Consider the following 26183-nt stretch of genomic DNA (forward strand, 5'->3'; position numbering starts at 1 on the left):
TTCATCTATATAAGCACGCTGTAATATATCTTCTACTAAATAATCTTCATTCTCCGTTTCTGGTTTGTACTCTGACTTTAATGATAACTTAAATAAATTTGCTGTGGTATTATACCAAAAGGCTTTCCAACCACTTCTTAATTCTTTTACATTATCAAAAGCTGTTTTTCCTGTTTGACGGTGGATTAACTTTAAAAGGATTCTTCCTTCAGTTCTTGTTAATTTCTTTAAAGGTGCTGTTAACTCTTCTTCTAAATACTTCTGAATTCTTTTTATGTATTTTCTTTTTTTACTTTTTGATTTAACTCTAGCTAGACGAGAGTTTACACTATCTACTCTTTTTGCCGCCAAAATTGCGTAGGGATATGCTTTGAATACTTTTTTACGAAGCCAATAATAATATAGAATATCTTTTTTTTCTTTAAACTTATGTTTTGGAAGTACTGTTACTTCATTTAGCTCTATCATTAAACTATCTCCTTCCCTTATCAAGATATATTCGTCATTAAAGTTTGGTAATGTATCTCTAATTTGCGCACTTAAAGCTGTTACAAATAATAATAAGTATATGTATAGTAATTTTTTCATTTGATTTTTTGATAAGCAAAAGGATTCCAAATGTATCATTTCTCTTTTAAAACAAAAAAACTCATGAAGTATTTCATGAGTTTTTATTTATTTTTTGCATTTTCTTATTATTCTGCCATAATTGAAGCTGCTACTTGCTTATAAGTTCCGTTCTCTAATTTTTCGCGGATTGCAGAAAATGCTTCGATTGTTTCATTTACGTCTTCAATTGTATGACGTGCTGTTGGAATTAATCTTAGTATTATTAATCCTTTAGGTATTACTGGGTATACTACAATTGAACAGAATACTCCATGATTTTCTCTTAAATCATTCACCATTGCCATGGCTTCTGGAATTTCTCCTTTTAAGTATACTGGTGTTATACACGTTTGTGTTGTTCCTAAATCAAAACCTGCTTCTCGTAAACCTGATTGTAATGCATTGGTTATTTTCCAAAGATTTTCTTTAAGTTCTGGCATAGTACGAATCATATCCAAACGTTTTAAAGCACCTTTTACCATTGGCATTGGTAAAGATTTTGCAAACATTTGAGATCGCATATTATATTGTAAGTATTGAACTACATCTTTATCTCCTGCAAAGAATGCTCCAATTCCTGCCATAGATTTTGCGAACGTCGCAAAGTATACATCTATTCCGTCTTGTACTCCCTGTTCAAATCCTGTTCCTCTTCCTCCTTCTCCTAAAGTTCCAAACCCGTGTGCATCATCTACTAATAAACGGAAGTTGTATTTTTCTTTTAAGGCTACTATTTCTGCTAAACGTCCTTGTTCTCCTCGCATTCCGAATACCCCTTCAGAAACTAACAAAATTCCACCTCCTGTTTTTTCTGCCATTTTGGTGGCACGCTTCAAGTTTTTCTCACAGCTTTCTATATCATTGTGACGATAAACAAAACGTTTTCCTGCATGTAAGCGAACTCCATCTATAATACATGCATGTGTATCCATGTCATATACTATAATATCGTCTTTTCCTACTAAAGCATCAATTGCTGATACCATTCCTTGGTATCCGAAGTTTACTAAATAAGCTGCTTCTTTCCCAACAAATTCGGCACATTCTTGCTCTAATTGTTCATGGTATTTTGTGTGACCTGACATCATACGAGCTCCCATAGGGTACGCCATACCATCTGTAGCAGCAGATTCTCCATCTACTTTTAAAACTTCTGGATGATTTGCTAATCCTAAGTAGTCATTAATACTCCAAGTTATTACTTTTTTTCCATTGAAAGACATACGGTTAGAAATTGGTCCTTCTAATTTAGGAAACACATAATATCCTTCTGCTTTATCTGCCCATTTTCCTAAAGGTCCTTTATCTCCTTTAATTCTTTCAAATAAATCTTTAACCATTGTTATTTTTGATTTTTATAGGATGCGAAAGTAGTGCTTTTTAACAGATTTTCAAAAATTACCTGCTGTTTCATTTTCAATAAATAATAAAAACACTACTTTATTAAACCTATAAAGTTCTTCAGTTTTTAGGTTAAAATGTTTGATTTTAGCTCTTCTATAAATGGTTGTTTATATAATCTTTTTCCTAATGCTTTATGAATTGCATTTGCTACTGCTCCTCCTGCAGGTGGTAAACCTGGTTCTCCTAAGCCTGTTGGTGCTATTTCATTTTCTACAAAATGTACTTCAACCTTGGGAGTTTCATTTATTCTTATTAATCGATAGTTATCAAAATTTCTACTTGATGGTTTTCCTTCATTAAAAGTTAAATTACCATACATAGCATGTCCAATACCATCAATTACTCCTCCTACTACTTGATTTTTAGCTCCTGTTGGATTTACAACGATACCACAATCGACTGCTGCAACTACTTTTGTTACCACTGGTACCCCATCCTTTAACTCTACTTCAGCTACTTCTGCTACGTGGGTATTATGACTGTAATAAGCTGAAAAACCTTGATAAACTCCTTCTTTTGCTTTACCCCAGTTTCCTTTTTCTGCAGCCAATCTAATTGCATCTTGCATTCTTTTTCCTGAGTACTGAATTTTTTCGTCTTTCGTTTCTTTTACATTTTCTAGTAAATCTAAACGCAATTGTACTGGATCAACCTCTAGTTCTTGTGCTAATTCATCAAAAAAGCATTGTTCTGCATATCCTAAAAAGTTGGTATATGGTGCTCTCCAAGCTCCTGTGCTGATATTACTTTTATAATTTCCTGTTGATACTTTATAGTTTGGAATACATCCAGCTGGAAAGAAATGTGGAATTAATCCATACATATTATCATTAATTGCTGCTTCTTTTAAATGATATCCTGTTACTTTTCCATCTTTAATTGATGCTGCTATTTTATATTTAATAGCTGGTCGGTAAATACCTGCTATTATATCTTCTTCTCTTGTTGAAACCATTTTTACTGGTTTCTTAATTTTATCAGATATTTCAAGGGTTTCATATACAAAGTCTCCATACAACCTTCTTCCAAATCCTCCTCCCATTCTTGTCATTTCTACATGTACCTGCTCTAAATTACGCCCTAGCATTTCTGATGCTACTTGAGCTGCATACTCTGGGGTTTGCACAGGACCTACTAAATGAACCTTATCTGGTGTTACATTTGCATAGAAATTCATTGGCTCCATACAGTTGTGAGGTAAAAAAGGCGAATGATAGGTGCGTTCTATGACTTTATCCGCTTCTGAAAATGCTTTTTTTACATCTCCATCTTCTCTTCTTACATCAAGTTTATCTTCATTTAATAAGCTTAACAGTTTTTCATCATGAAGCTTTGTATCTTCAAGTTTAGAGTCAGCTTTCCATGTAGCCTTGATAGCTTTTGCACCTTTTATAGCAGCCCAAGTATTTTTAGCTATTACTACTACTTTATCTGATTTTGGTAATTTGAAAGTCCAATTATTTTTACCTGATTCAATAAAGTTCCTTGCTTTTTCTCCTATTGTAATAACATCTATTACTCCTGATATATTTTTGGCTTCCGATGCATCAAAAGATTCTAAAGCATCACCAAAGGCTGGTGGTCTTACTACAGCTGCATAAACCATTCCTTCCTCTTTATAATCTAATCCAAATAAAGGCTTTCCTGTTACTATTTTTTCTACATCAACATTTATAGCATCTTTACCTATGATAGAAAATTCTGAAGGTTTCTTTAATGTTACATTTTCTGGAACTTCTAATATTGCTGCTTCTTTAACCACTTCTCCATAGCCTAATTTATCGCCATTTGCATTGGTAATTACACCTTTTGATGCAGAACAAGTAGCTGCATCAACACCCCATTTTACTGCTGCTGCATTTATTAACATTTGTTTAGTTGTAGCCCCTGTTTGTCTTAATGCTGTCCAACCCAAACGAATAGATTGACTTCCTCCAGCTAATTGACGGGTATAATTTTTTGTATCTAACGGAGCTTGGACTACATGTACTTTGTCCCATTCAACATCTAATTCTTCGGCAATAATCATCGGCATTGATGTTTTTACTCCTTGTCCAATTTCTGGATTGGGAGAGTAAATAGTTACATAACCTTCATCGGATATTTTTATGAATGCGTTAAAATCATTAAAATTTAGATTTTCAACATCTACAGATGGTTTTACATTAGGTTTACAGGCAGTAAATAGATTAAATCCAATCATAATACCACCACTAGCTAATGCAGAAGTTCTTAAAAAGTTTCTTCTGCTAAACGTGAAGTTTTTTTCTTGTGTACTCATGATTGAAAGTTTTTAAGACATTTTATCTGCAGCTAATGCAACTGCCTTTTCTATTCTATTGTATGCAGCACAACGACAAATATTACCTTGCATTGCTTCTCTTATCTCTTCTTTTGAAGGATTTGGATTTTCTTTTAAAAAGGAAGCAGCTGTCATAATTTGACCTGCTTGACAATATCCACATTGTGGAACGTCTACTTCTTTCCAAGCTTCTTGTAATGGATGATCTCCTTCGGTTGATAACCCTTCAATAGTTGTTATTTCTTCATCTCCTATCATTGAAACTTGTAATTGACAACTTCTCATTGCTGTTCCATCTACATGAACAGTACAGGCTCCGCATTGTGCTATTCCACAACCGAATTTAGTTCCTACCATATTGAGTTCATCTCGTAAAACCCACAACAATGGTGTATCAGCATCTGCCTTAAAGGACACCGACTTTCCGTTAATTTTTAATGTATAATTTGGCATTTTGGCTAATTTTTGTTTGTCTCGTGTAAGTTACAAAAAATATAAATGCCTGTTTGTTAATGAAGTTCTTTTAAGATAATTTTAAACAAAAAGAGAGGCATATGCCTCTCTTTTTATTATTTGTTTTGTAAAAACGTCCTTACATTTTTCTCTATTCTATCGAGTACATTTTCAGTATTTGCTTTCACAAAATTTTCTCCTGTGATTTGCTCGTATAGCTCAATATATCTATTTGAGATTTCAATAACTTTTTCATCAGACATTTCAGGGATTTCTTGTCCTTCTTTTCCTTGAAATCCGTTTTCAATTAGCCACTGGCGTACAAACTCTTTTGATAATTGTTTTTGCTTTTCTCCATTTTCTTGACGTTCTGTATATCCATCAGCATAAAAATAACGAGAAGAATCTGGTGTATGAATTTCATCAATTAATACAATTTTACCATCTTTTGTTTTTCCAAATTCATATTTAGTATCTACTAAAATCAATCCTCTTTTAGCTGCTAACTCGGTACCTCTTTGAAATAGTTTTCTGGTATAGTCTTCTAAAACTAAGTAATCTTCTTCTGAAACAATTCCTTTAACTAAAATATCTTCACGAGAAATGTCTTCATCATGCTCTCCATTATCTGCTTTAGTAGATGGTGTAATAATTGGCTCTGGGAACTTATCATTTTCTTTCATTCCTTCTGGCATTGCTACCCCACAAAGCGTTCTTTTTCCTGCTGTATATTCACGAGCCGCATGCCCCGATAAATATCCACGGATAACCATTTCTACTTTAAAAGGTTCACATAAATGACCTACTGCTACATTTTCATCTGGATTTGCTAATAACCAATTCGGAACAATATCTACAGTATCGTTCATCATTTTAGTAGCAATTTGGTTTAAAATTTGTCCTTTAAAAGGTATTTGACGCGGTAAAATTACATCGAAAGCGGAAAGTCTATCAGAAGCAATCATTACCAACAACTCGTCATTGATATTATAAACTTCTCTTACTTTTCCTTTATAAACTTCTTTTTGTCCTTGAAACTGGAAGTTTGTTTCGTTAATTGTGTTCATTATATGTTGTTGTGTTGTTACCCGCAAATGTAAACTAATCACTAAATACTGACAACTAAAAACTACTCGGTTTCTATACTTTTATAAGCTGAAATAATTCTTTTAACTAATCGATGACGGATTACATCTTTATCATCTAAATACACCTGAGCAATTCCATCAATATCTTTTAACGCTAATAACGATTCTTTTAATCCTGATACTTGTCTTCTTGGTAAATCTATCTGACCTGGATCTCCTGTAATGATAAATTTTGCATGCATTCCCATGCGTGTTAAAAACATCTTCATTTGTGCATGCGTAGTATTTTGTGCCTCATCTAAAATAACAAAAGCATTATCTAAAGTACGTCCACGCATAAATGCTAAGGGAGCTATTTGTATTACTCCTTTTTCTAGATGTGATTCTAATTTTTCATGAGGAATCATATCACGAAGTGCATCGTATAAAGGTTGCATGTATGGATCTAATTTCTCTTTTAAATCTCCTGGAAGAAAACCTAAGTTCTCTCCTGATTCTACCGCAGGTCTTGTTAAAATAATTCGTCTTACTTCTTTTTCTTTTAATGCTTTTACAGCCAAAGCAACTGCTGTGTATGTTTTACCTGTACCTGCTGGTCCAACAGCAAATAGCATATCATTTTTTTGCATTAACTCAACCATTTTACGTTGGTTAGCCGTTTGCGCTTTAATTAACCTACCACTAACACCGTGAACTAATACATCTTTTGCATTTCCAGATTTTCGTATTTCTTCTTCCTTACCTGTTGATGTTAAGATACGCTCAATACTATTTTCATCTAGCTTGTTATACCTATTAAAGTATTTGATAAGCATTTCTAATCGCTTTTCAAATTCATTTAATAATTCAGGTTCTCCAAAAATCTTAAGTTTATTTCCTCTAGCAACTATTTTTATTTTAGGAAAGAATGTTTTTAACTGAGTAATAGTGCTGTTTTGAGCTCCAAAAAAATCGTTTGGGTTGATTTCTGTTAATTCAATTACGCGTTCGTTCAAATGATAAAAGTTTTAATATTATTCACACTAAAAATAATGATTATTTTTCTTGAATTACGTAGTTTTGTTTAAAATTTCAGCATAATTTTTCACAAATTAATTAACAAACACCTAAATTAATGTCTCTTATTACATTAACTACTGATTTTGGAACAAAAGACCACTTTGTAGGTGCTGTAAAAGGAGCTATTTATTCTGAGTTACCTGATGCAAAGATTGTTGATATTACGCATGAAATCTCTCCTTTCAATATTACTGAAACGGCTTATATTTTAAAGAATGCTTATAAAAGTTTTCCAGATAAAACGATTCATGTAATTGGTGTAGACTCCGAGTTAAGTGTAGACAATAAGCATATTGCTTTAGAGTTGGACAATCATTATTTTATTTGTCCTGACAATGGATTAATTTCTATGATTGCTTCTGAAATTAAACCTACTAAAATTGTTGAAATTAATATTCACGATCGTATTGAAAGTAGTTTTCCTGTTTTAGATGTTTTTGTGCAAGTTGCTTCTCATATTGCTCGTGGTGGTAGTTTAAGTGTTATTGGTAGAGAGATTGAAACTTATAAAAAGATTGTTGAAATTAAACCTAAAGTAAACGAACAGCAAACCATTATTTCAGGAGGTGTTATTTATATTGATAATTACGGAAATGTGATTACCAACATTAGTAAAAAACAATTTAATACCATAGGAAAAGGTCGTGATTATAAAGTAACAGCAAGACGTTATACCTTTTCTAAAATTTACAGCCGATATAATGAGATTGTTGATTTTTCGGTGACTGACAAAAGACAATACGATGGTGAAAAGTTAGCTATTTTTAATTCTGCTGGTTTTTTAGAAATTGCTATTTACCGAAGTAATTTAGAAACGGTTGGTGGAGCTTCTACTCTATTAGGTTTAGAATACCGTGATACCATTACCATTGAATTTGAAAACCCTATTAAACCAGAATTTACACCTATAAATTAAATTTATGTTTGTACGAATAGTAAAAATGAGCTTTCAGCCAGAAAAAATTGAAGAGTTTTTAAACAACTTCAATTCAAAAAAAGAGTTTATACGAAACTCATCTGGTTGCCGTTTATTAGAGTTATACAGAGACAAAACAAATCCGAGTATATTTTTCACTTATAGTTATTGGGATACTGAGCAAGATTTAGAAAACTACAGGAATTCTGATTTATTTAAAGGCGTTTGGGCGCAAACCAAAGTTTTATTTAATGACAAGCCTCTTGCTTGGAGTGTAGATAAAGTTGAATCGTTAACTTAATGAATTTATTCAGTCCTTTTCCTGTTTTATATACACCTCGTCTTGTACTAAGAAAACTTGTTAATAATGATAAAGATACTGTTTTTAAAATTCGATCAAATTCAGTAGTCAATAAATTTATTGATAGAAAGATTCCTAGTGATATTTCTGATGTGGAAGATTTTATAAAACTAATTGATGAATTAGTACTTAAAAACGAAGGTATTTACTGGATTATTGAAAACAACAACGAGGTTATAGGTTCTATTGGTTTACGTCATTTTAATGATAATTTTTCTTATGCCGAAATTGGCTATGAATTACATCCTGACGCTCACGGAAAAGGTTTTATGAGTGAAGCTTTAAAAGAAGTTATTCAATTTGGTTTTAGTTCACTTAACTTGAATGAAATTGAAGCTTATACTCATAAACACAATAAAGATTCTATAAATTTGTTAAAAAGGTTTAACTTTAAATTACGTCCCAATAAAAAAGATAACGACTTCGAGAATAATGTTATTTTTGGACTTCTTAAAAACGAACAATAGTATTTTATGCTACCACTACTAAAAAAAGAATTTAACTCATTTTTTGCCTCTCCCATTGCCTATTTGGTTATTGGAGTGTTTTTACTTGTAAATGGCTTATTTTTATGGGTATTTAAAGATAATTTCAATATTTTAAATGCAGGGTTTGCCGATTTGAATAGCTTTTTTTATTTAGCTCCATGGTTGTTTTTATTTCTGATTCCTGCCATAACAATGAAAAGTTTTGCAGATGAGTTTAATAGTGGAACTATTGAGATTTTAAAAACCAAACCACTTACCGATTGGCAAATTGTGATGGGCAAGTTTTTTGCTGCACTTTTGCTCGTTATAATAGCATTATTACCTACGTTAACCTATGCTTATACAGTATATCAATTAGGAAGTCCTGTTGGAAATTTAGATGTAGGTAGTACAATTGGTTCGTATTTAGGATTGTTATTCTTAGCATCAACCTATACTGCTGTAGGTTTATTTACTTCTACCCTTTCAAATAATCAGATTGTAGCATTTATTGTAAGTGTATTTATCACTTTTGCTTTATTTTACGGGTTTGATGCTGTCGGGTCTTCTTTAGGTAACTCAGGATATGCCTTACAACAATTTGGTATTAACGAACACTTTAAAAGTATTAGTCGTGGTGTAGTAGACACTCGTGATTTAATCTATTTTATCAGTGTTACCTTCTTCTTTTTATTCATCACTAAACAACAGTTAAAAAATGAATAAGAAACTACAACACATCGCATTAGCACTTATAGGACTGTTAGTTATTAATTATATAGCAAACTCTGTATATAAACGTTTCGACTTAACACAAGACAAGCGATATACCTTATCGGAAGTAAGTGAAAGTCTTATTGATAAAATTGATGCACCACTAACGATTCACGTATTTTTAGAAGGTGATTTTCCTGCGGAATTTAAGCGTTTACAAATAGAAACACGCCAGTTTTTAGAAGAATTACAAGCTAAAAACTCTAACATCCGATTCAGATTTATCAATCCTGATAATATTCGTGAACGTTTGGTAAAAAGAGGAATGATGCCTAGCCAGTTAACTGTAGAAGAAGATGGAAAGTTATCTGAAGCTATTATTTTTCCTTGGGCAGAAATTACTTATGGTAAAAAAGTAGAGTTAATTTCTTTACTTCCTAACTCTATTGCTAAAACGCAAGAGGCACAGCTACAAAATGCTGTTGAAAAATTAGAGTATTCTTTTGCTAATGCATTGCATAATGTTACTTTAAAAGAAAGACAGAAAATAGCGGTATTAGCTGGTAATGGCGAGCTTCAAGATATTTATCAATATAGTTTATTAAGTGAGGTTGGTAAAAAGTACCGTTTAGCTAAGTTTACATTAGATAGTGTTGCTAATAATCCGCAAAAAACATTGAAAGATTTACGTAACTACGATTTAGCAATTATAGCAAAACCCACTGAACGCTTTACTGAAGAAGAAAAGTTTACCGTTGATCAGTTTATAGCAAATGGCGGTAAAAGTTTATGGATGCTAGATAATAACTATGCGGATACTGATAGTTTATACAATGAAGGGAAAATGTTAGCATTTCCTCGTGATTTGAATTTAACTGATTTATTGTTTGGATATCAAGTTCGTGTAAATAATAAACTAATTCAAGATTTATACTCGGCTAAAATCCCACTAGCTACGGGAAACGTAGGAAACCAAACACAATTTCAACATTTAAACTGGTTTTATCATCCGTTAGTTAATGGAAATCCGAACCATCCGATTACCAAAAATGTAGCACCTGTTCGTTTTCGTTTTGCTACTCAAATAGATACTTTAAAAGGAAACTTAAAAAAGACTCCGTTATTAGTAACTTCCGTGCTTACCAAACAAACAGGAACTCCTAATTTTATTGAGTTACAAAGTATTGCGAAAGAACCTAAAGAAAATGAGTTTGCTTCAGGTCCACAATTATTGGCTGTTCTTTTAGAAGGTAATATTCCTTCTGCATATAAAAACAGAATAAAACCTTTTGATACTCCTGATTTTAAAGCTGAGAGCACAAACAATAAAATGATTGTAATTGCTGATGGTGATGTAGGTAGAAATCAGACTTTAAAAGGAAAACCACACGATTTGTCCATAGATAAATGGACGGGAGAACAGTTTGGAAATAAAGAATTTTTAATCAATGCTATTGATTATTTATTAGATGATTCTGGATTGATTCAACTGCGTAATAAAACTATTCAAATTAACTTATTGGATAAGCAACGTGCTTTTGCTGAAAAACTTTTTTGGCAATTTATCAATATTGGTGTGCCATTAGTTTTATTAGCACTCTTCGGTTTTGGCTTTAATTACTGGAGGAAGAAGAAATATCAATAAGTGGTTAGTGGTTAAGTTATTTTTTAAATACGTGTAAGAGAAGAAAAAATTAATAATACATACTACTCACTTTTGACTAAGCTATATACGTAACAAATCATCGTATATAAATTGATACTTCAATTCATTTTGAAGTTTCTTACTGCTAATTATTTTATATTCCAATGGTTTTGAATCATCAAACTCTGGAATAGGTTTTCCTAGAGTTTTTCTAGCATTTATATAGAAATCTTCTCTGGTTGGGTGATCGTTTGTACAGGCATTAAAAACTTCACCAAAAACATTCTGTTCAATTATTTGTTCTATAATAGCAATACAGTCTTCTCTATGTATCATATTTACATAGCCTTTTGGATGCGGTATTTTTCTATCAGCAAACCAATTCCCTGGTTGTCTTTTTCCTCCAAATAATCCAGCAAAACGAATTATGGTTGTTTGAAAGTTATTGTTGTTTCTAAATAAGTTTTCTATTTCTACTAGCGGAAAATCTACAGTTTCATCTTCTTCAGTCATTTCCTTATTTAAACTAGGGTACACCGAAGTAGAGCTAATAAAAATTACTTTAGCTGTGTTTGATTTTTCTATAGAAGAAATCAACCTTTTAAAGTTTTCTATCTCTTTGGAAGTGATGGCTATGATTAGAACATCTGCATCTAAGAATTCTGATGAAATATGTTCGTCAGAAACATTAACTAGGTAAGGTTTAATTTCAACTGATTTTAATTCTTGAAGTTTATCTTTAGATGTTGTTGAACCTTTTACTTTATATCCCTTCCTTGTAAAATATATTCCTAGTTCTTTGCCTAACCATCCACAACCTAAAATACTAACATTTTTCATTACAACAATTATCGTCTTTTACTATTTTACACGAAACCACCGCTAATAAAGCTCCTATAATTGGTGCTAATATATACAACCATAAATGCTCTAAGTGACCTGAAACTAGCGCTGGTGCAATGGAACGTGCAGGATTCATAGAAGCTTTGGTTATAGGTCCTGCAAACATGGCTTCTAATAACACTACACCCCCAATGGCGATACCTGCCATTACTCCTACTTCTTTACTTCCTGTAGATACATTGATAATAGTAAGCATTAAAAAGAAGGTTAATAACAATTCTAAAATAAAAGCTCTCCAAGGTACTACCGTTGGTAATGTAGCTCCGTAAAATTCACTTGTAGGAAATAATACCCAAAGCATAACACTAGCCAACAAAGCTCCTACTAATTGAGCTATGATATATTTAGGCACCTCTTTCCATGAAAATCTTTTAGCATAAGCAAAAGCAATTGTGACTGCAGGATTAAAATGTGCTCCAGAAATTTCTCCAAAGGCATAAATCATTGCCATCACTATCAATCCCCAAGTAATTGCAACCCCAATATGCGTCAAATCTGCTCCGTTGGTTATTTCATTTACCGTCATTGCCCCTGTTCCACAGAAAATTAAAGCAAAAGTCCCTATACTTTCAGCTATATATTTTTTCATTTTATAAGTTTCTATCTACTAATTTTTCTTTGAATAATTCTACTTGTCTTCTATGTCTTAATATATGTACAATAGCATGTTCAAATAATTGTTCTACATCATATTTCTGCCCCCACCTTACGTGAACCTTTTTATTTGGATCTAATTCTTCTAATTTAATATTAGGATAATCGTTGAAGAGTTGCTCATTATAAGCAAACATTGTATCTAATGCTTTATTATACTCCGAAACAGAGTTTAGTTGCTCTTTTTCTTTATAAACTATATCTTCTCCTAACCACTTTCTTATTTCAATAACATAGGTATATCCTGCCCTAACAACATGTGTCAGTATTGTTTGAATTGACTTACAATCTTCATCTTTAGTCTCACTATCAACTATTTGAATCAATTCTTTTGAAGTAACATCTTTAATTACCTCCTTAAACTCTTCTATTGACTTTTCATACTCATCTAACAAAGCTCCAATAGCTCCATTTTTTCTATATATTCTTTTTCTTATCATTCTTTCTTTAATTGCAAATATCTATTAAAACAAGACTACGGTATTTTAAGTTTTTGTTAACATTAATCCGAGGAATTCCTTGTAATTTTAACAAAACTAATTTAAAACAAATCAATCAACATGAAAAAAATACTTTTAAGCTTGTTTGTTGTTGCTTTATCAACAAATATCAATGCACAATTAAAAACCCCTGCCCCTAGTCCTGCAGCTAAATTAGAGCAAACTGTAGGTTTAACAGATGTATCAGTTGAATATTCTCGTCCAAGTATGAAAGGGAGAACTATTTTTGGAGATTTAGTTCCTTACGGAAAAGTATGGAGAACTGGTGCTAACGCAAATACCAAAGTTACTTTTAGCGACGATGTTACTATTGATGGTAAAACCTTAAAAAAAGGAACGTACGCTTTATATACTAAACCAGGAAAAGATTCTTGGGAAGTATTATTTTATTCTGATGCTAACAACTGGGGAACTCCTCAAAAATGGGATGACTCTAAAGTAGCTGTATCTACTACTGCTAAAGTTGAAGCTATGCCTGTGAAAATTGAAACGTTTACAATGTCTATTGACGATTTAACAAACGATTCTGCTGTATTAGGAATTTTATGGGAAAATGCTTACGTAGGTGTAAAGTTTAATACTCCTACTGATAAGGCTGTAGAAAAAAGCATTGCACAAGTAATGGGTGGACCTTCTGCCAATGATTATTTTTCTTCTGCTGTGTATTACTTACAAGAAGGAAAAGACATTAACAAAGCTAAAAATTGGATTAACAAAGCAGTTGATATGACTAAAGATCAACCTCGTTTTTGGTACTTACGTCAACAATCTTTAATCTTAGCTAAAGCTGGTGATAAAAAAGGTGCTGTTAAAGCAGCTAAAGCTTCATTAGCAGGTGCAAAGGAGGCAGGAAATGCTGACTATGTAAAAATGAATAAAGAGTTTATTGCTAAAATGAAATAATTTTAGCATACAATGTCTTCATAAAAAACTCGCTCTTCGCGAGTTTTTTTTCTTAAAAATAAATCATAATATGAAAACCAACTCAAATACACCCTTACTATTTTCTTGTGGTGCCACAATGAAAAATAAATTCATGCTTGCACCAATGACCAATACACAAAGTTTTGAAAACGGGCAACTTTCTGATGAGGAGTTTCATTGGCTAACAATGAGAGCTGAAGGACAATTTGGAATGGTAATGACGTGTGCTTCTCATGTACAAGAAAACGGTAAAGGTTTCCCAGGACAATTAGGTATTTTTTCTGACGAACAAATTCCAGGACATACTAAACTCGCAAAAAGTATTAAGTCTTATGGTAGCTTAGCCGTAATTCAATTACACCACGCAGGTATGCGATCACCATCAGAATTGATTGATGGTCTACCTGTTTGTCCTTCAAAAAACGAAAAACACAATGCTCGTGAATTATCATTAGATGAAATTTATGAACTTAAAAACAATTTTGTTAAAGCAGCTAATAGAGCTAAAAAATGTGGTTATGATGGTGTTGAAGTCCATGGAGCTCACGGATATATTTTAACTCAATTTTTAAGTAGTGAAATTAACAAAAGAACCGATCAATATGGTGGAAGTTTAGTCAATAGATCGCGCCTTTTATTTGAGATTATTAATGAGATAAGAAGTACCTGCGGTGCTGATTTTTTAATAGGGGTTCGACTTTCTCCTGAAAGATTTGGTATGGATATTCTTGAAATAAAGGAAATATGTAAACGGTTAGTAACTGAAAATAAAATAGACTTTATTGATCTCTCTCTATGGGATGTTTTTAAATATCCTGAACAAAAAGATTTTCAAAATAAAACCTTGTTAGAACATTTTACTGAATTAGATTACAAAAATGTTCTTGTAACCGTTGCTGGAAAAATTAATAGCGGTGAAGATGTTACTAAAATATTAAATACTGGGATTGATTTTGTTTGCATCGGACGATCTGGAATTTTACACCATGACTTTCCTCTACAAGTTATTAAAGACTCCTCTTTTAAAAGCATTGAAACACCTGTTTCAAAAGACTACTTAATTAATGAAGGATTAAGTGATACGTTTATAAATTATATGCGTAGGTGGCCTAACTTTGTTAAAGACGAAGCTTCTTAAAAAGACTTTATTAATTTTTAAAATTTATTTGAGTTTTTATGTAACAAATTACATTGTTTCTCTACTAATACAGTATAAAACAGTTTTACTATGAAAAATTTATATCGTAAAAAACCTTTGATGTTATTATCAATAGGGATTTTAACCATTGCCGCTTCTCAAATACTTACTCATTATTTAAAAGTATCAGACTTAATGCAAGGTTTAAGTTTTGGTGTGGGAATCGGTTTACTAATTACAGCTATTGTGTTTAGGAATAAAACATTGGTAAAGGCTAGTTAAAATCTTAAAAATAAAAGACTGTTAAAAAACAGTCTTTTATTTTATAATTCCTAGATGAATTATACGTCCACCCGATTGATTTACAGGGTTTACACTCTTCCCTACTACAATTCCTCTTTCTGGAGCGTAATATTTCTTAATTCTATTACCAAACACATCTCGTAGTGTGGCAATATGGTCTCCTTCTTCTACAATATCTCTTAAATCAACATGAACAGTGAGTAAGCCTCCTTCTTGTGTATATAACCAATAGGATTTTTCACAAACTACTGTATTTCTCTTAGAGGTTTCATATTCATCATCAGTAATTCCTAAATATGCTAATACATTGTGTACTCCTGCTACTCCGCTTTTAATAATTTTCTTTTGAAAACTATGCGGATTACCTACTTCAATAGTAATAGACGGAATTCCTAATTCTTCAGCTGCTCCTCTTAAAGTACCATCTGACGGAGGTGTATGTACTATAATTTCAGCATCTTGTAATAAGGCTAGTTTTTTAGTTACTTTATTATTCATATCACTTCTAATGTAAAATGAATTCACTCTACCAAAACTAGCTGTATGTAAATCCAATAAATAATCGAATTTCTTTACTACCAAATTCAAAAAACGATTGGCATATACTTCACTTGTATTTCCATTATCTTTTCCTGGCATAATTCTGTTAATATCAACTCCATCACTAAAAACTCTTGTTCCTCGAACAAATGAAGGTACATTAACCACTGGAATTCCTACGATTGTTCCTTTTAAATTTTCTGTATCTAAATCTTTAAACAATCGCTGGATAACTGATATTCCGTTCAATTCATTTCCATGAACCGCTGCTGTAAGCCCTAATACTATACCGTCTTCTTTTCCTCTAGCAACTATAACAGGAATACATGTAGGTATTCCCATTGCATTGGAAGTAACCTTTAACCAATAGTTTTTTATAGAGTTTTTAGGAGTTTGATTTACATCAAACTCTGTAATATATTCAATTTGGTGTCCCATATTCATACATTTAATATAGTTCGTTTAACAGCGTACTATCGTTGTTTAATGAAGTAAATAGTTTCTTTTTAAACTTTTTATTTGAGTTTATTAAGCTAATACACATTTTATCGATAGCAATGGTGGAAAGTACTGTTTGTATAAAAGTTTCTATTAAATCATCTATTCCTAAACCTAGTTTGTTATAATCTCTTCTATCCATTATTAACAAACGATTAGTGTCAGATGTCCATTCATTTTCCCCTAACTTAACTGATAAATTGGTTCCTAACATTTGCCAAGAATCTTTACTACTTTCTAAATCGTTTACCAAAGGTAACAATGCTCTTCTCGAATACATACACAATGGTTTTATTCCATCTTTAGTACTACTAATCATCATGCGAATGTCAGACACAAACGTTTCTCCTTTAGCATTTGGCATTGTACCAACATGGTAATATTTCCCTTTGGTACTAACTGAACTCCAATTATAATTACCTATTAAACTTTGTACTATAAAACGTTCATACTCGATTTCTAACTTCATAAACTCTTCTAGTTCTTGTTCATTAACAATCGTATAAACCCCTTGTCCTGCATTGCTATAAGGTATCTTTACAACAGCTTGTCCACCCATTTTTTTCACCCATAACGGTATTTCATTCTTGCTTACATCCCAAATAGTATCTGGTATGTTTATTTTCATTCCGTATTCTTCTAACTCGGTATTGTAAATATCATATGCTTTGGCTGCGACCATTTTATTTCTTCCACCAGCTAAACAGGTAATGATCGGGTTTAAAATTTTTGTTTTACTATTAATAGGAAATCTATTCCATGGTTTTTGAGTTACATATCTAAAAATACCTCGCAACGGAATCCATTCTTCATCTTGTTTAAGGTAGAAAATTTCATTTTCTATCTTTATATGACTGTTATCTTTGTTTGAATAATATGGTACTAGAAAAACATCTTCTTTAAAAACATCTGCTATAACTGCTGCATAACCTGATGTTTCCATATAATTTTTATCGTAAAGTACTGCTAACCTACCATCTTTAACAAGTTTTCGTTTTTTCTCTAAAATAGGCTTAAAAGTTCTTTCAATTAATAAGCGATATACTCCGTCTTCTTTATTATCGTCTAGTAATGGCATTGACTTTTGACCTGATGGACATGAGTTGTTCTCAATAATAACCATGTTTTTATCTCCATCTGCTGATGTTGAGTTTATCAAATCTGCTCCTCCCCATAAAAAGTACTTACATTCATACGACAAAATTTCTCTAAGCTTATCAGCATTTACTTTAGGGTGTAAATGGCAGTACCTAGCAATAATTCTCTCCTTATCAAGATTTAAAAAAAAGTTTACCATTGGATGAATTGTGGCGTTCAATACTTTAGGGTACCAATGATTCTCGTTATTAAATGTATTAGGTTTTATAAGCTCTATAGTTTTCATTATTCGTTTTTATAAATTTATTATCTCTTATAAATGATTATTTCTACATAATTAAAAATAATAAAAAAATAAACCTCCTAACCTTTGTTCGCATTAAATTATAAACATATTTTCAATTGAATTTTACTAATTCCTTCTATGTCTTCTTAAAAATCGAATCTATAGTTTGATTTTAAAGCTATCCCCCAGTTTTTACGTGATATATCTTGATTATAATTATCCGAAACAACTACATATATGTACGATAGCGGTTTATATTCCCATTGTAAACGACTATTAATATTAAAGTTATCAAACTGAGTATTATACTGTACATAAGTAGTCCAATTTAATCGGTTAGAAAAGAATATTTCTCCTGTAAAACGTGCTAAATGAAAGGTTTCTCTTCCTTGTTCTTTTAAATTTATTCTATTTCTTTCATATAGAACTTGCAAACGTGCTAAGGGCATTAATCTATATTGAGCATTTACGCTAACACCGTTTTTATAACCACTATAATAACTCCCATAACTAATATTACCGCTGTATTGAAACTTTTTATTATCGGCTGAAGCATACCCAAAACCTGCATCGAAATACTTATACTTTCCTGCTGTTATAGCTTTTCCTTTATTTAAAGGGTCAAATGCATATTTTAGGTTTACATATTCATGACGAAATCCACCATACAAAAACGATTGATCTTTAAATACTAAATCATTATTTAATACTGTAGTCGACTGACTAACATTTCCTTGATCATCCCAATAGGTATCATTAGACAAGTTTAAATAACGATGATTATCGAAGGTTTTAGAATTTTTATAAAATTTGGTTAAACTAATACGACCACTTATCTGAGTATATCCTTGACGTATAACTTCATTTAAAATAGCATCATGGTTATATAAACGTGGCACAAAACCAACATCAGTAATATAATTTTTTTCAACTTTTCTTATTCCGGCATAACCAGAGACATTTATATTATTGTACCAAACTTCTGCATTGTAAAATTTATTTTTTCCAGAAACATTACTTGTTGAACTACTCGCAAAATTTGCTAACCCTGTCCATTTATTATTTTTTGATTGATAGTTTAGGTTAACTCCAGTAATTCTATTATAATCATCCATAAAAGAAAGACCATCAGTTTCTTGCCTATTAATTAAGTATCCAGTTGCTGTAAAAAGTTTGGAAAGTTGTTGTTGTACTACAAAGGCTCCATAATTCTGAGCAGGATTATCACTTTTAGCTTTTGTGGCAACATTAAGTATTCCTAGTCGTGTTTTTTTAGTAATATTTCCAGATAATTTTAACCCAAAAGATATTTCACTATCCACACCAATACGCCTTGAATAGAAAGGATTTACTCCACTTACCCCTAGACTTGTAAACAAATCACTATTTTCTAAAAAGAAGTTACGTCGTTCAGGAAAAAATATAGAGAACCTACTTAAGTTTGTAACTTGTCTGTCTACATCTATTTGCGAAAAGTCAGGGTTTATAGTAGCGTCTAACTTTAAAGAAGAACTTATATTAAATTGTATATCTATACTTGGTTTTACCATAGTATCTTCAACATCATTGATTACATCTTCAGAATAGTTCGTTATTACAGATGGGGTTACAACGAATTTCGATGACTTATTCTTTGACAAATTTTCTACTTCGAATACTTTGGCAAATCGTAAATCGAATTGTTTATAATTACGATCTATTAAAGTGCTAGTTGTCCACTCATTTAATTTAATGTTTCTTGTATGAAACATTACTCCCCATTCAGCAGAGTCAACCTTGTAACCTAGCGCCTTTAAGGGAATTTCTATTTCAAATATTTTTAAATTTCCTTTTACTGAAGTTCTAGCATTCCACACAGTATTCCAACTAGTGCTTACTTTAAAACCATCGCCATTTCTAGATACTAATGCATCTACTAAAGCACCTCCCATATTAACAATAAAAAAATAACCTGATTGTTGTTGGTTGTAGGTATCAAGAATTATAGCAAAAGAGTCACTATCTGCTCCTGAAGTTCCAATATCATCCCTTTTTAAAGAACCTATTTGAACAACATCTGTTGTATCTTGGTACACAGCACTTATGTATAATTTTTTACCATTATGAAACATTTTTACCTCAGTTTTGTTAGAAGCTAAATCTCCATTATTAGGTATATAATTAATAAATTCTCTTTCCGGAGTTAATTTGCCCCATATAGGTTCATTTAATTTTCCGTCTAATTGAATATTAGTATCGCTGAAAATTATTTTACTTGCTTCTACCTCCGACTGAGCCTGAATATAAAACACCTCAAAAAATAACATTAAAAAAAATACAACTTTCTTCATTTACTTAAATTAAAAATTAACAAAGTGCTATCATCTTTAAGCACATTTAGTAAACAAAACTATTATGGAGATATACCTACTTTTTAAAAAATAGACTAACGAGTTGCTTTTACAGTTGGAAAGTTATGTTTGGAAGAAACTAAGTTTAGTCTATCATTTCTTTATTTCTAGCTACAAAAAATTAGCTTTAAGCTATTTTTAATTTGTCTCTTCTTTAAAATTGTATTTTAGCGCGCACATGCATATTTTAAAAAACATAGTACGATTTTTTAAGGCTCCTATAGTAAAACAAGTTTTGTTTTGGTTGGGAGTGTACGTCTATTTTATTGGCACTGTAAATATGAATTATTATAGCGGGTATCTTGAAGTTTTAGAACACTATGCTATTTATGTTTTTTGTCAGTTTATAGTAGCTTATGCTTGTCTTAATTTTTTAGTTCCTAAGTTTTTAATCCCTAAAAAAAATATTTTATTTACAATATACCTTTTGCTTTTATTAGTTGGTGTGTTTATAATTTTTGTTGGGTTTCACGAATATTATCACATTCCAAAATATTTTAAGTCTAGTAATAACAGTGTATATGATTCTAATAAAATGTTTTGGGAAAAGCTATTAGATCTTCGAGTATTTTTAGGAAAATCAACAATAATCTTAACTCCCACTATATTATTAGTTATAGCTAAGTTTTACAAAGACCAACAAGCCTACTTACAACTTAATGAGCAAAAAATGTATACAGAACTATCTGTTTTAAAACATCAATTAAATCCGCATTTTTTATTCAATACTTTAAATAACTTATATGCTTTATCTATAGAAAAGTCTGACGAAGCTCCTGAGGTGATTGCAAAACTCTCGGAAATGTTAGACTATATGTTGTATGGATGTAATGACAAATACGTTTCGCTAAAAAAAGAAATTGAACTAATAGAAAACTATCTCGCTTTAGAAAAAGTTAGGTATGATGAGCGTGTGGATATTAAGTTTGATAAGGAAATAAAAACCGATGTTAAAATTGCTCCTTTAATACTCCTGACATTTATAGAAAATGCCTTTAAGCACGGGGTTTCTCAAGAATTAAAAAAAGCTTTTATACATATAAATATGTCTGTTGAAGAAGAATTTATAAAGTTCAATATTATGAATTCAAAGGCAAAAAATAGTATAGCTACAAATAAAAAAAGTATTGGCTTAAACAACGTAAAAAAGCAATTGGAATTATTATACCATAATAACTATTCTTTACATATTAAGGAAGATTCTAATAGTTTTAACTTGGACTTAAAATTACCTATAAAATGACATACAAATGTTTAATAGTTGATGATGAAAAATTAGCTAGAGGTCTTATAAAAACACATTTATCTCAATTAGAAGATTTTGAGCTAATTGCTTCTTGCAGTAGCGCTATTGAAGCTAGTAACATACTTCAAAAAGAAACTATTGATTTATTGTTTTTAGATATTGAAATGCCCGTTTTAAAGGGTACTGATTTTTTTAAAAACTTAGTAAACAAACCCAAAGTTATTTTTACCACAGCCTATAGAGATTATGCTGTTGAAGGATTTGAATTAAATGCAGTCGATTATATTTTAAAGCCTATAACTTTTCAACGCTTTTTTAGTGCCATACAAAAATTTAAAGTTTCACAAAAAGAAAACATTGTCAACCCTTTAATAGTTTCTAATCATAACAACAACTCTTTTATTTATATTAGAAAAGACAGAAAACAAGTAAAAGTACATTTAGACTCTATTTTATATATAGAAAGTCTAAAAGACTACATTAAAATACATTTAGAAAAAGAAAAACATGTTACCAAATCTAGTATAACTGCTTTTGAAGAAAAGTTAGATCAACGATTTATAAGAATACATCGCTCATATATTGTTAACATTGATAAAATTACTGCATATACTAAAAATGATATTGAGATAGGAAAAATTGAAATCCCTATCGGTGAAAACTATAGAAGTAACCTAACTTTTATTGATTCATAACTAATTACATTTATTAAAACTTCATCTAAGAACATCGTTTAACATTCACAAATAATTTAGTAATTTCGACCTTCTAAATCATTTTTATGAAAGTTTGTATCGCCGAGAAACCTAGTGTAGCACGTGAGATTGCTAATATCTTAGGAGCCAATACCAAACGAGATGGATATTTCGAAGGTAATGGCTATGCTGTTACCTATACATTCGGTCATTTATGCACACTTTTAGAACCAAAAGATTACAAACCACACTGGAAAAGTTGGGATTTGAACAATTTACCCATGCTTCCTGATCGTTTTGACACAAAAATTACTAATGACAGTGGTATTCAAAAACAGTTTAAGATTGTAAAATCATTATTTGAAAAAGCCGATGTAGTTATCAACTGTGGGGATGCTGGGCAAGAAGGAGAGCTCATTCAACGTTGGGTTATTAATCAAGCTAACTATAAGGGTAAGATCCAACGATTATGGATTTCTTCCTTAACAGAAGAAGCTATTAAAGAAGGTTTTGAAAACCTAAAAGACAACGACGACTACAACAATTTATATTATGCGGGGTTTTCTCGTGCTATAGGTGATTGGTTGTTAGGGTTAAATGCTACCCGCTTGTACACTGTAAAATTTGGTGGTTACAAACAAGTCTTATCTATTGGTAGAGTACAAACTCCTACCCTAGCTATGTTGGTTGATCGTTATAAAGAAATTCAGAATTTTAAACCTGAACCGTATTGGGAATTACAAACTCAATATCGTGAAACCTTATTTAGTTGTGAAGAGGGTCGTTTTTTAAAGAAAGAAGACGGACAAGCTTTTGCTGATAAAGTAAAAGAAAGTGATTTTGAAATAACTTCTGTTACAAAGAAAAAAGGGAAAGAATACGCACCTAAACTTTTCGATTTAACAGGCTTACAAGTATATTGTAACAACAAATTTGGCTTTTCTGCAGATGAAACCTTAAAAATTGTTCAAAAATTATATGAAATGAAAGTAGTTACCTATCCTAGAGTAGATACTACTTTTTTACCGAATGATATTTATCCTAAAGTTCCTAATATTTTAAAAGGGTTAAAACAATATGCTTCATTAACACAACCTCTATTAGGAAAGAAAATACGTAAATCGAGTAAAGTTTTTAATGATAAAAAAGTTACCGATCACCATGCGATTATCCCTACAGGAATAGAAATAAACCTGCAATACAATCAGCAACAAGTATATGATATTATTGTAAAACGATTTATTGCCGTGTTTTATCCCGATAGTGATATTTCTAAGACTGAAGTTAAAGGGGAAGCAGATAAAGTGCCTTTTAGAACTTCAGGAAAAGAAATACTTACCAAAGGTTGGCGAGCTGTTTTTGAATACGGAAGCGATGCTAAAAAAACAGAAGAAAAAGATGTACTTCCCACCTTTGAAAAAGGAGAAAAAGGCCCGCACGAACCTTCATTTTTAGAAAAGGAAACAAAGCCTCCTAGAAATTATACCGAAGCGAGCTTATTACGTGCCATGGAAACTGCAGGGAAGCAAGTAGATGATGATGAAATGCGTGAATTAATGAAAGAAAATGGTATTGGACGACCATCTACACGTGCGAGTATTATTGAAACTTTATTTAGAAGAAAATACATTGAGCGTCAAAAAAAATTAATTATTCCTACCCAAACAGGTATTGACTTGATTGATTTAATTGACAACGAACTTTTAAAATCTGCTGAATTAACAGGACTCTGGGAAAAACGTTTGAAGGAAATTGAACGTGGTGAATACCACGCTGCTACATTTATCAACCAAATGAAAAAAATGGTAGACGATTTAGTCTACGAAGTTCGTTCAAGCTCTAAAACCAAACGAATTTCTTACGAAGCCCAAAAAACAAAACAACCACCTAAAAAAACAACTTCTAAAAAGAAAACCGTCGTTGGTAAAGAATGTCCAAAATGCAAAAAAGGGCAATTATTAAAAGGAAGTGCTGCTTATGGCTGTTCTGCTTATAAAAATGGTTGTGATTTTACCTTAGCTTTTGAGTTTATGGATAAAAAAATATCCGAAAATCAACTAATTCGTTTGCTTGACAAAGGTTGTACTACTAACTTAAAAGGATTCAAACAAGAAGATAAAAAAGTAGAAGGTTTAGTTCGTTTTGATGATAATTTCAATTTAAAATTTGAACCTAAAAAAGGAGTTGTTACAAATGAAAAAATTACTTCGTCGCAAACTCCTCGTAATGACAGTGAAAAAATAACTTGTCCTAAATGTAGCAAAGGAACTGTTTTAAAAGGAAAGTCTGCCTACGGATGTTCTGAGTATAAAAACGGTTGTGATTTTGTGTTTACTTTTGAAAACATCAAAAAAATGGCTAACGGACAACCGTTAACCAAAGAGTTAGTATATAAAATATTGACTTCTAAGTAAGCTCTTTATAATAGTATTCTATTAATTTCTCTGGGTTTTTAATGGTGTTTTTTATCCATTTAAAGTAGAGTATCTTCTTTTCTTCTTCTGATAGCTGCCAATCTAAATTTGTTCTTTTTAATCGGGTAGTTACATCTTGTAGTGTGATTGCTGCTGCTACTGAGATATTTAAGCTTTCGGTAAAACCAACCATTGGAATTTTTAAAAACCCATCTGCTTCTTGTTTTATGTAATCCGAAATTCCATCTTTTTCAGCACCAAAAACAAATGCTGATTTTTTTGTGACATCAAAATCAGGTAATATACACGAATCTGTATGTGGTGTGGTACCTATAATTTGATACCCTTTTGCTCGTAAATCTTCCAAACAAGCTTTTGTATTGTCTCCGTCTTCTTTATATCTATGAATGTCTAACCATTTTTGACTTCCTTTAGCTACATGTCTTGATACTTTGTTTGTGAACTTATTTTCTATGGCATATACATCTTGTATACCAAATATATCACAACTTCTTACCACTGCACTTGCATTATGTGGCTGATAAATGTCTTCTAACACTACCGTAAAATAGCGTGTTCTTTCATTCAAAACTTTGTGAAATGTATCTTTCCTTTTTTCAGTAATGTAACCTTCTAAATAGGCTAATAATCCTTCATCAATCATACAACAAACATAGTGTTTTTTCCTATTTTATCTTATGCTTAAACAACTCGTTCTTTTTTAATAAATGTAGTTAACTCTATTCACTACTAAATTAAAATGGTATAACAAGTACTCAAAGAGAAAATAAAACCCTAATTTAATTTTTTACTAATAAGTTGTCTTTCTTCTAGGGCAAGAATCAATAAATTAACATAGTCATTTACAGTTTCTTCTATAGACTTAGGATCAATAATATCTATATATCCCTTCCAAATTAACTCTCGTTCTTTTGTAGGACAAATACAATATAAAGAGGTTTCAGCTTTGTATATTTTATACTTTTCATAGTAATTTGGGTCTTCTAGAATTTCTCGGTGATTATAATAATCTTCCTTGAACTTTACATCTAGGTATTTTTTTTCTTTATATTTTTCTGAGAAGATTTTTCTATCTTCTACACCTACCACCTTAGTATAAAGTACTGCATCATAAAAGTTTGCTGTTAAAACATTTTCTATATGTTTTAATTCTTCATCTGTTTTTCCTTCCATTCTAAATTTTGGCTCAAAAATATCTAAACTTGGTACAGCTGCAATATCCCTAGATTCAAACTCCTTTTTTAGTAATTCTTCGAACTTATCTCTAGCCTCTAAATTTGGAGTCATACCAATAATTAACACTTTGGTTAATGATAGCGAATCTATTTCTGGGTTTTTCCAATCTTCAACTAATTGAGTTGTTGTACAACTATTAAGTGCGACAACTGCAATCGATAGTAATATAATTAACTTTATGGATAATTTCATTTTTACTAATTTATGTTATCTTCTTTTTAGGTCTTTTTATGCTTACAGATAAAGTTACTAAATTCTTAGAAAAGCTAGAGTAATTTTCTCTCGGAGTTTACTTAAGTACTGGAAAATTATCTTTTTA

25 protein-coding genes are annotated in these 26183 nt (G+C 31.3%); 11 read left to right on the forward strand and 14 right to left on the reverse strand.

Annotated elements, in window-relative coordinates; genetic code table 11:
- The 6 genes from LCI24_RS14195 to LCI24_RS14220 all read right to left on the reverse strand — a co-directional run.
- A partial coding sequence (locus tag LCI24_RS14195) for a DUF4294 domain-containing protein (RefSeq protein ID WP_274640965.1) occupies positions 1–588 on the reverse strand: 588 nt, incomplete at its 3' end.
- Between the two features lie 107 nt (positions 589–695).
- Positions 696–1949, reverse strand: a complete 1254-nt coding sequence (capB, locus tag LCI24_RS14200) for a cysteate-C-fatty acyltransferase (RefSeq protein ID WP_099216665.1) — start codon at positions 1947–1949, stop codon at positions 696–698.
- A gap of 128 nt (positions 1950–2077) precedes the next feature.
- The gene (locus LCI24_RS14205) at positions 2078–4294 is read right to left on the reverse strand and encodes a xanthine dehydrogenase family protein molybdopterin-binding subunit (RefSeq protein WP_274640966.1); all 2217 of its coding nucleotides are present in this window, start codon (positions 4292–4294) and stop codon (positions 2078–2080) included.
- Between the two features lie 12 nt (positions 4295–4306).
- Positions 4307–4768 carry a (2Fe-2S)-binding protein gene (locus LCI24_RS14210; RefSeq protein WP_274640967.1) on the reverse strand — a complete coding sequence of 154 codons (462 nt, stop codon included), beginning with the start codon at positions 4766–4768 and terminating at the stop codon, positions 4307–4309.
- A 116-nt stretch (positions 4769–4884) separates the two neighbouring features.
- Complete coding sequence (locus LCI24_RS14215; protein WP_274640968.1) at positions 4885–5835, reverse strand: phosphoribosylaminoimidazolesuccinocarboxamide synthase; 951 nt, start codon at positions 5833–5835, stop codon at positions 4885–4887.
- Positions 5836–5897: 62 nt separating this feature from the next.
- Entirely contained in the window at positions 5898–6851 is a 954-nt protein-coding gene (locus LCI24_RS14220; RefSeq protein ID WP_274640969.1) for a PhoH family protein, read from the reverse strand.
- A 119-nt stretch (positions 6852–6970) separates the two neighbouring features.
- Here LCI24_RS14220 and LCI24_RS14225 point away from each other — a divergent pair, with 119 nt between their 5' ends.
- Genes LCI24_RS14225 through gldG form a run of 5 tightly spaced genes read left to right on the forward strand, consistent with a single transcriptional unit; the run spans position 6971 to position 11018 of the window.
- A complete protein-coding gene (locus LCI24_RS14225; RefSeq protein WP_274640970.1) occupies positions 6971–7831 on the forward strand; it encodes an SAM hydrolase/SAM-dependent halogenase family protein in 861 nt (286 codons plus the stop codon).
- Positions 7832–7835: 4 nt separating this feature from the next.
- A complete protein-coding gene (locus tag LCI24_RS14230) occupies positions 7836–8132 on the forward strand; it encodes a putative quinol monooxygenase (RefSeq protein ID WP_274640971.1) in 297 nt (98 codons plus the stop codon).
- Entirely contained in the window at positions 8132–8659 is a 528-nt protein-coding gene (locus tag LCI24_RS14235; RefSeq protein WP_274640972.1) for a GNAT family N-acetyltransferase, read from the forward strand. Before LCI24_RS14230 ends, LCI24_RS14235 begins: the two co-directional genes overlap by 1 nt.
- Positions 8660–8665: 6 nt before the next feature.
- Positions 8666–9385: a gliding motility-associated ABC transporter permease subunit GldF gene (gene gldF / locus LCI24_RS14240; protein WP_274640973.1), complete on the forward strand. Its 720-nt coding sequence runs from the start codon at positions 8666–8668 to the stop codon at positions 9383–9385.
- Positions 9378–11018: a gliding motility-associated ABC transporter substrate-binding protein GldG gene (gene gldG / locus LCI24_RS14245; RefSeq protein WP_274640974.1), complete on the forward strand. Its 1641-nt coding sequence runs from the start codon at positions 9378–9380 to the stop codon at positions 11016–11018. The genes gldF and gldG overlap by 8 nt, the downstream gene beginning before the upstream one ends.
- An 81-nt stretch (positions 11019–11099) precedes the next feature.
- On the opposite strand, the gene LCI24_RS14250 is transcribed toward gldG, so the two are convergent.
- The 3 genes from LCI24_RS14250 to LCI24_RS14260 are packed head-to-tail and all read right to left on the reverse strand — an operon-like array spanning position 11100 to position 13015.
- Positions 11100–11858: an NAD(P)-binding domain-containing protein gene (locus LCI24_RS14250; RefSeq protein WP_274640975.1), complete on the reverse strand. Its 759-nt coding sequence runs from the start codon at positions 11856–11858 to the stop codon at positions 11100–11102.
- The gene (locus LCI24_RS14255; protein WP_274640976.1) at positions 11845–12510 is read right to left on the reverse strand and encodes an MIP family channel protein; all 666 of its coding nucleotides are present in this window, start codon (positions 12508–12510) and stop codon (positions 11845–11847) included. Before LCI24_RS14255 ends, LCI24_RS14250 begins: the two co-directional genes overlap by 14 nt.
- A 1-nt stretch (position 12511) precedes the next feature.
- The gene (locus LCI24_RS14260) at positions 12512–13015 is read right to left on the reverse strand and encodes a hypothetical protein (RefSeq protein WP_099216652.1); all 504 of its coding nucleotides are present in this window, start codon (positions 13013–13015) and stop codon (positions 12512–12514) included.
- Between the two features lie 120 nt (positions 13016–13135).
- Between LCI24_RS14260 and LCI24_RS14265 the strand changes: the two genes are divergently transcribed.
- The 3 genes from LCI24_RS14265 to LCI24_RS14275 all read left to right on the forward strand — a co-directional run bounded on the left by LCI24_RS14265 (position 13136) and on the right by LCI24_RS14275 (position 15419).
- Positions 13136–13978 (forward strand): DUF2911 domain-containing protein, encoded by an 843-nt coding sequence (locus tag LCI24_RS14265; RefSeq protein ID WP_121147350.1) that lies wholly within the window; start codon positions 13136–13138, stop codon positions 13976–13978.
- 70 nt (positions 13979–14048) lie between these two features.
- Entirely contained in the window at positions 14049–15137 is a 1089-nt protein-coding gene (locus tag LCI24_RS14270; protein WP_274640977.1) for an NADH:flavin oxidoreductase, read from the forward strand.
- 90 nt (positions 15138–15227) lie between these two features.
- Complete coding sequence (locus LCI24_RS14275) at positions 15228–15419, forward strand: hypothetical protein (protein WP_274640978.1); 192 nt, start codon at positions 15228–15230, stop codon at positions 15417–15419.
- Between the two features lie 36 nt (positions 15420–15455).
- Here LCI24_RS14275 and LCI24_RS14280 read toward each other — a convergent pair whose 3' ends face one another.
- The 3 genes from LCI24_RS14280 to LCI24_RS14290 all read right to left on the reverse strand — a co-directional run bounded on the left by LCI24_RS14280 (position 15456) and on the right by LCI24_RS14290 (position 20192).
- Complete coding sequence (locus LCI24_RS14280; protein WP_274640979.1) at positions 15456–16418, reverse strand: succinylglutamate desuccinylase/aspartoacylase family protein; 963 nt, start codon at positions 16416–16418, stop codon at positions 15456–15458.
- A 10-nt stretch (positions 16419–16428) separates the two neighbouring features.
- Positions 16429–17862: an ATP-grasp domain-containing protein gene (locus LCI24_RS14285; RefSeq protein ID WP_274640980.1), complete on the reverse strand. Its 1434-nt coding sequence runs from the start codon at positions 17860–17862 to the stop codon at positions 16429–16431.
- A gap of 146 nt (positions 17863–18008) precedes the next feature.
- Positions 18009–20192: a DUF5916 domain-containing protein gene (locus LCI24_RS14290; protein ID WP_274640981.1), complete on the reverse strand. Its 2184-nt coding sequence runs from the start codon at positions 20190–20192 to the stop codon at positions 18009–18011.
- A 340-nt stretch (positions 20193–20532) separates the two neighbouring features.
- Between LCI24_RS14290 and LCI24_RS14295 the strand changes: the two genes are divergently transcribed.
- The 3 genes from LCI24_RS14295 to LCI24_RS14305 all read left to right on the forward strand — a co-directional run bounded on the left by LCI24_RS14295 (position 20533) and on the right by LCI24_RS14305 (position 24607).
- The gene (locus LCI24_RS14295; RefSeq protein WP_274640982.1) at positions 20533–21495 is read left to right on the forward strand and encodes a sensor histidine kinase; all 963 of its coding nucleotides are present in this window, start codon (positions 20533–20535) and stop codon (positions 21493–21495) included.
- On the forward strand, positions 21492–22193 hold the full coding sequence (locus LCI24_RS14300) for a LytR/AlgR family response regulator transcription factor (protein WP_274640983.1): 702 nt from the start codon (positions 21492–21494) through the stop codon (positions 22191–22193). Before LCI24_RS14295 ends, LCI24_RS14300 begins: the two co-directional genes overlap by 4 nt.
- Before the next feature lie 86 nt (positions 22194–22279).
- Entirely contained in the window at positions 22280–24607 is a 2328-nt protein-coding gene (locus tag LCI24_RS14305; RefSeq protein ID WP_274640984.1) for a type IA DNA topoisomerase, read from the forward strand.
- Here the strand turns inward: LCI24_RS14305 and LCI24_RS14310 are convergent.
- The gene (locus LCI24_RS14310; RefSeq protein ID WP_274640985.1) at positions 24600–25271 is read right to left on the reverse strand and encodes a TrmH family RNA methyltransferase; all 672 of its coding nucleotides are present in this window, start codon (positions 25269–25271) and stop codon (positions 24600–24602) included. The genes LCI24_RS14305 and LCI24_RS14310 overlap by 8 nt on opposite strands.
- Before the next feature lie 131 nt (positions 25272–25402).
- On the reverse strand, positions 25403–26056 hold the full coding sequence (locus LCI24_RS14315) for a hypothetical protein (RefSeq protein WP_274640986.1): 654 nt from the start codon (positions 26054–26056) through the stop codon (positions 25403–25405).
- Positions 26057–26183 lie beyond the last annotated feature (127 nt).

This window comes from Tenacibaculum larymnensis, assembly GCF_028829235.1.
Classification (GTDB): Bacteria; Bacteroidota; Bacteroidia; order Flavobacteriales; family Flavobacteriaceae; genus Polaribacter; species Polaribacter larymnensis.

Bases quoted from the DNA above. Each gene is read 5' to 3' on its own strand.
- capB (WP_099216665.1), bottom strand. From the start codon at position 1,949: ATGGTTAAAGATTTATTTGAAAGAATTAAAGGAGATAAAGGACCTTTA.
- LCI24_RS14205 (WP_274640966.1), bottom strand. From the start codon at position 4,294: ATGAGTACACAAGAAAAAAACTTCACGTTTAGCAGAAGAAACTTTTTA.
- LCI24_RS14210 (WP_274640967.1), bottom strand. From the start codon at position 4,768: ATGCCAAATTATACATTAAAAATTAACGGAAAGTCGGTGTCCTTTAAG.
- LCI24_RS14215 (WP_274640968.1), bottom strand. From the start codon at position 5,835: ATGAACACAATTAACGAAACAAACTTCCAGTTTCAAGGACAAAAAGAA.
- LCI24_RS14225 (WP_274640970.1), top strand. From the start codon at position 6,971: ATGTCTCTTATTACATTAACTACTGATTTTGGAACAAAAGACCACTTT.
- LCI24_RS14230 (WP_274640971.1), top strand. From the start codon at position 7,836: ATGTTTGTACGAATAGTAAAAATGAGCTTTCAGCCAGAAAAAATTGAA.
- LCI24_RS14235 (WP_274640972.1), top strand. From the start codon at position 8,132: ATGAATTTATTCAGTCCTTTTCCTGTTTTATATACACCTCGTCTTGTA.
- gldF (WP_274640973.1), top strand. From the start codon at position 8,666: ATGCTACCACTACTAAAAAAAGAATTTAACTCATTTTTTGCCTCTCCC.
- gldG (WP_274640974.1), top strand. From the start codon at position 9,378: ATGAATAAGAAACTACAACACATCGCATTAGCACTTATAGGACTGTTA.
- LCI24_RS14250 (WP_274640975.1), bottom strand. From the start codon at position 11,858: ATGAAAAATGTTAGTATTTTAGGTTGTGGATGGTTAGGCAAAGAACTA.
- LCI24_RS14255 (WP_274640976.1), bottom strand. From the start codon at position 12,510: ATGAAAAAATATATAGCTGAAAGTATAGGGACTTTTGCTTTAATTTTC.
- LCI24_RS14260 (WP_099216652.1), bottom strand. From the start codon at position 13,015: ATGATAAGAAAAAGAATATATAGAAAAAATGGAGCTATTGGAGCTTTG.
- LCI24_RS14265 (WP_121147350.1), top strand. From the start codon at position 13,136: ATGAAAAAAATACTTTTAAGCTTGTTTGTTGTTGCTTTATCAACAAAT.
- LCI24_RS14270 (WP_274640977.1), top strand. From the start codon at position 14,049: ATGAAAACCAACTCAAATACACCCTTACTATTTTCTTGTGGTGCCACA.
- LCI24_RS14275 (WP_274640978.1), top strand. From the start codon at position 15,228: ATGAAAAATTTATATCGTAAAAAACCTTTGATGTTATTATCAATAGGG.
- LCI24_RS14280 (WP_274640979.1), bottom strand. From the start codon at position 16,418: ATGGGACACCAAATTGAATATATTACAGAGTTTGATGTAAATCAAACT.
- LCI24_RS14285 (WP_274640980.1), bottom strand. From the start codon at position 17,862: ATGAAAACTATAGAGCTTATAAAACCTAATACATTTAATAACGAGAAT.
- LCI24_RS14290 (WP_274640981.1), bottom strand. From the start codon at position 20,192: ATGAAGAAAGTTGTATTTTTTTTAATGTTATTTTTTGAGGTGTTTTAT.
- LCI24_RS14295 (WP_274640982.1), top strand. From the start codon at position 20,533: ATGAATTATTATAGCGGGTATCTTGAAGTTTTAGAACACTATGCTATT.
- LCI24_RS14300 (WP_274640983.1), top strand. From the start codon at position 21,492: ATGACATACAAATGTTTAATAGTTGATGATGAAAAATTAGCTAGAGGT.
- LCI24_RS14305 (WP_274640984.1), top strand. From the start codon at position 22,280: ATGAAAGTTTGTATCGCCGAGAAACCTAGTGTAGCACGTGAGATTGCT.
- LCI24_RS14310 (WP_274640985.1), bottom strand. From the start codon at position 25,271: ATGATTGATGAAGGATTATTAGCCTATTTAGAAGGTTACATTACTGAA.
- LCI24_RS14315 (WP_274640986.1), bottom strand. From the start codon at position 26,056: ATGAAATTATCCATAAAGTTAATTATATTACTATCGATTGCAGTTGTC.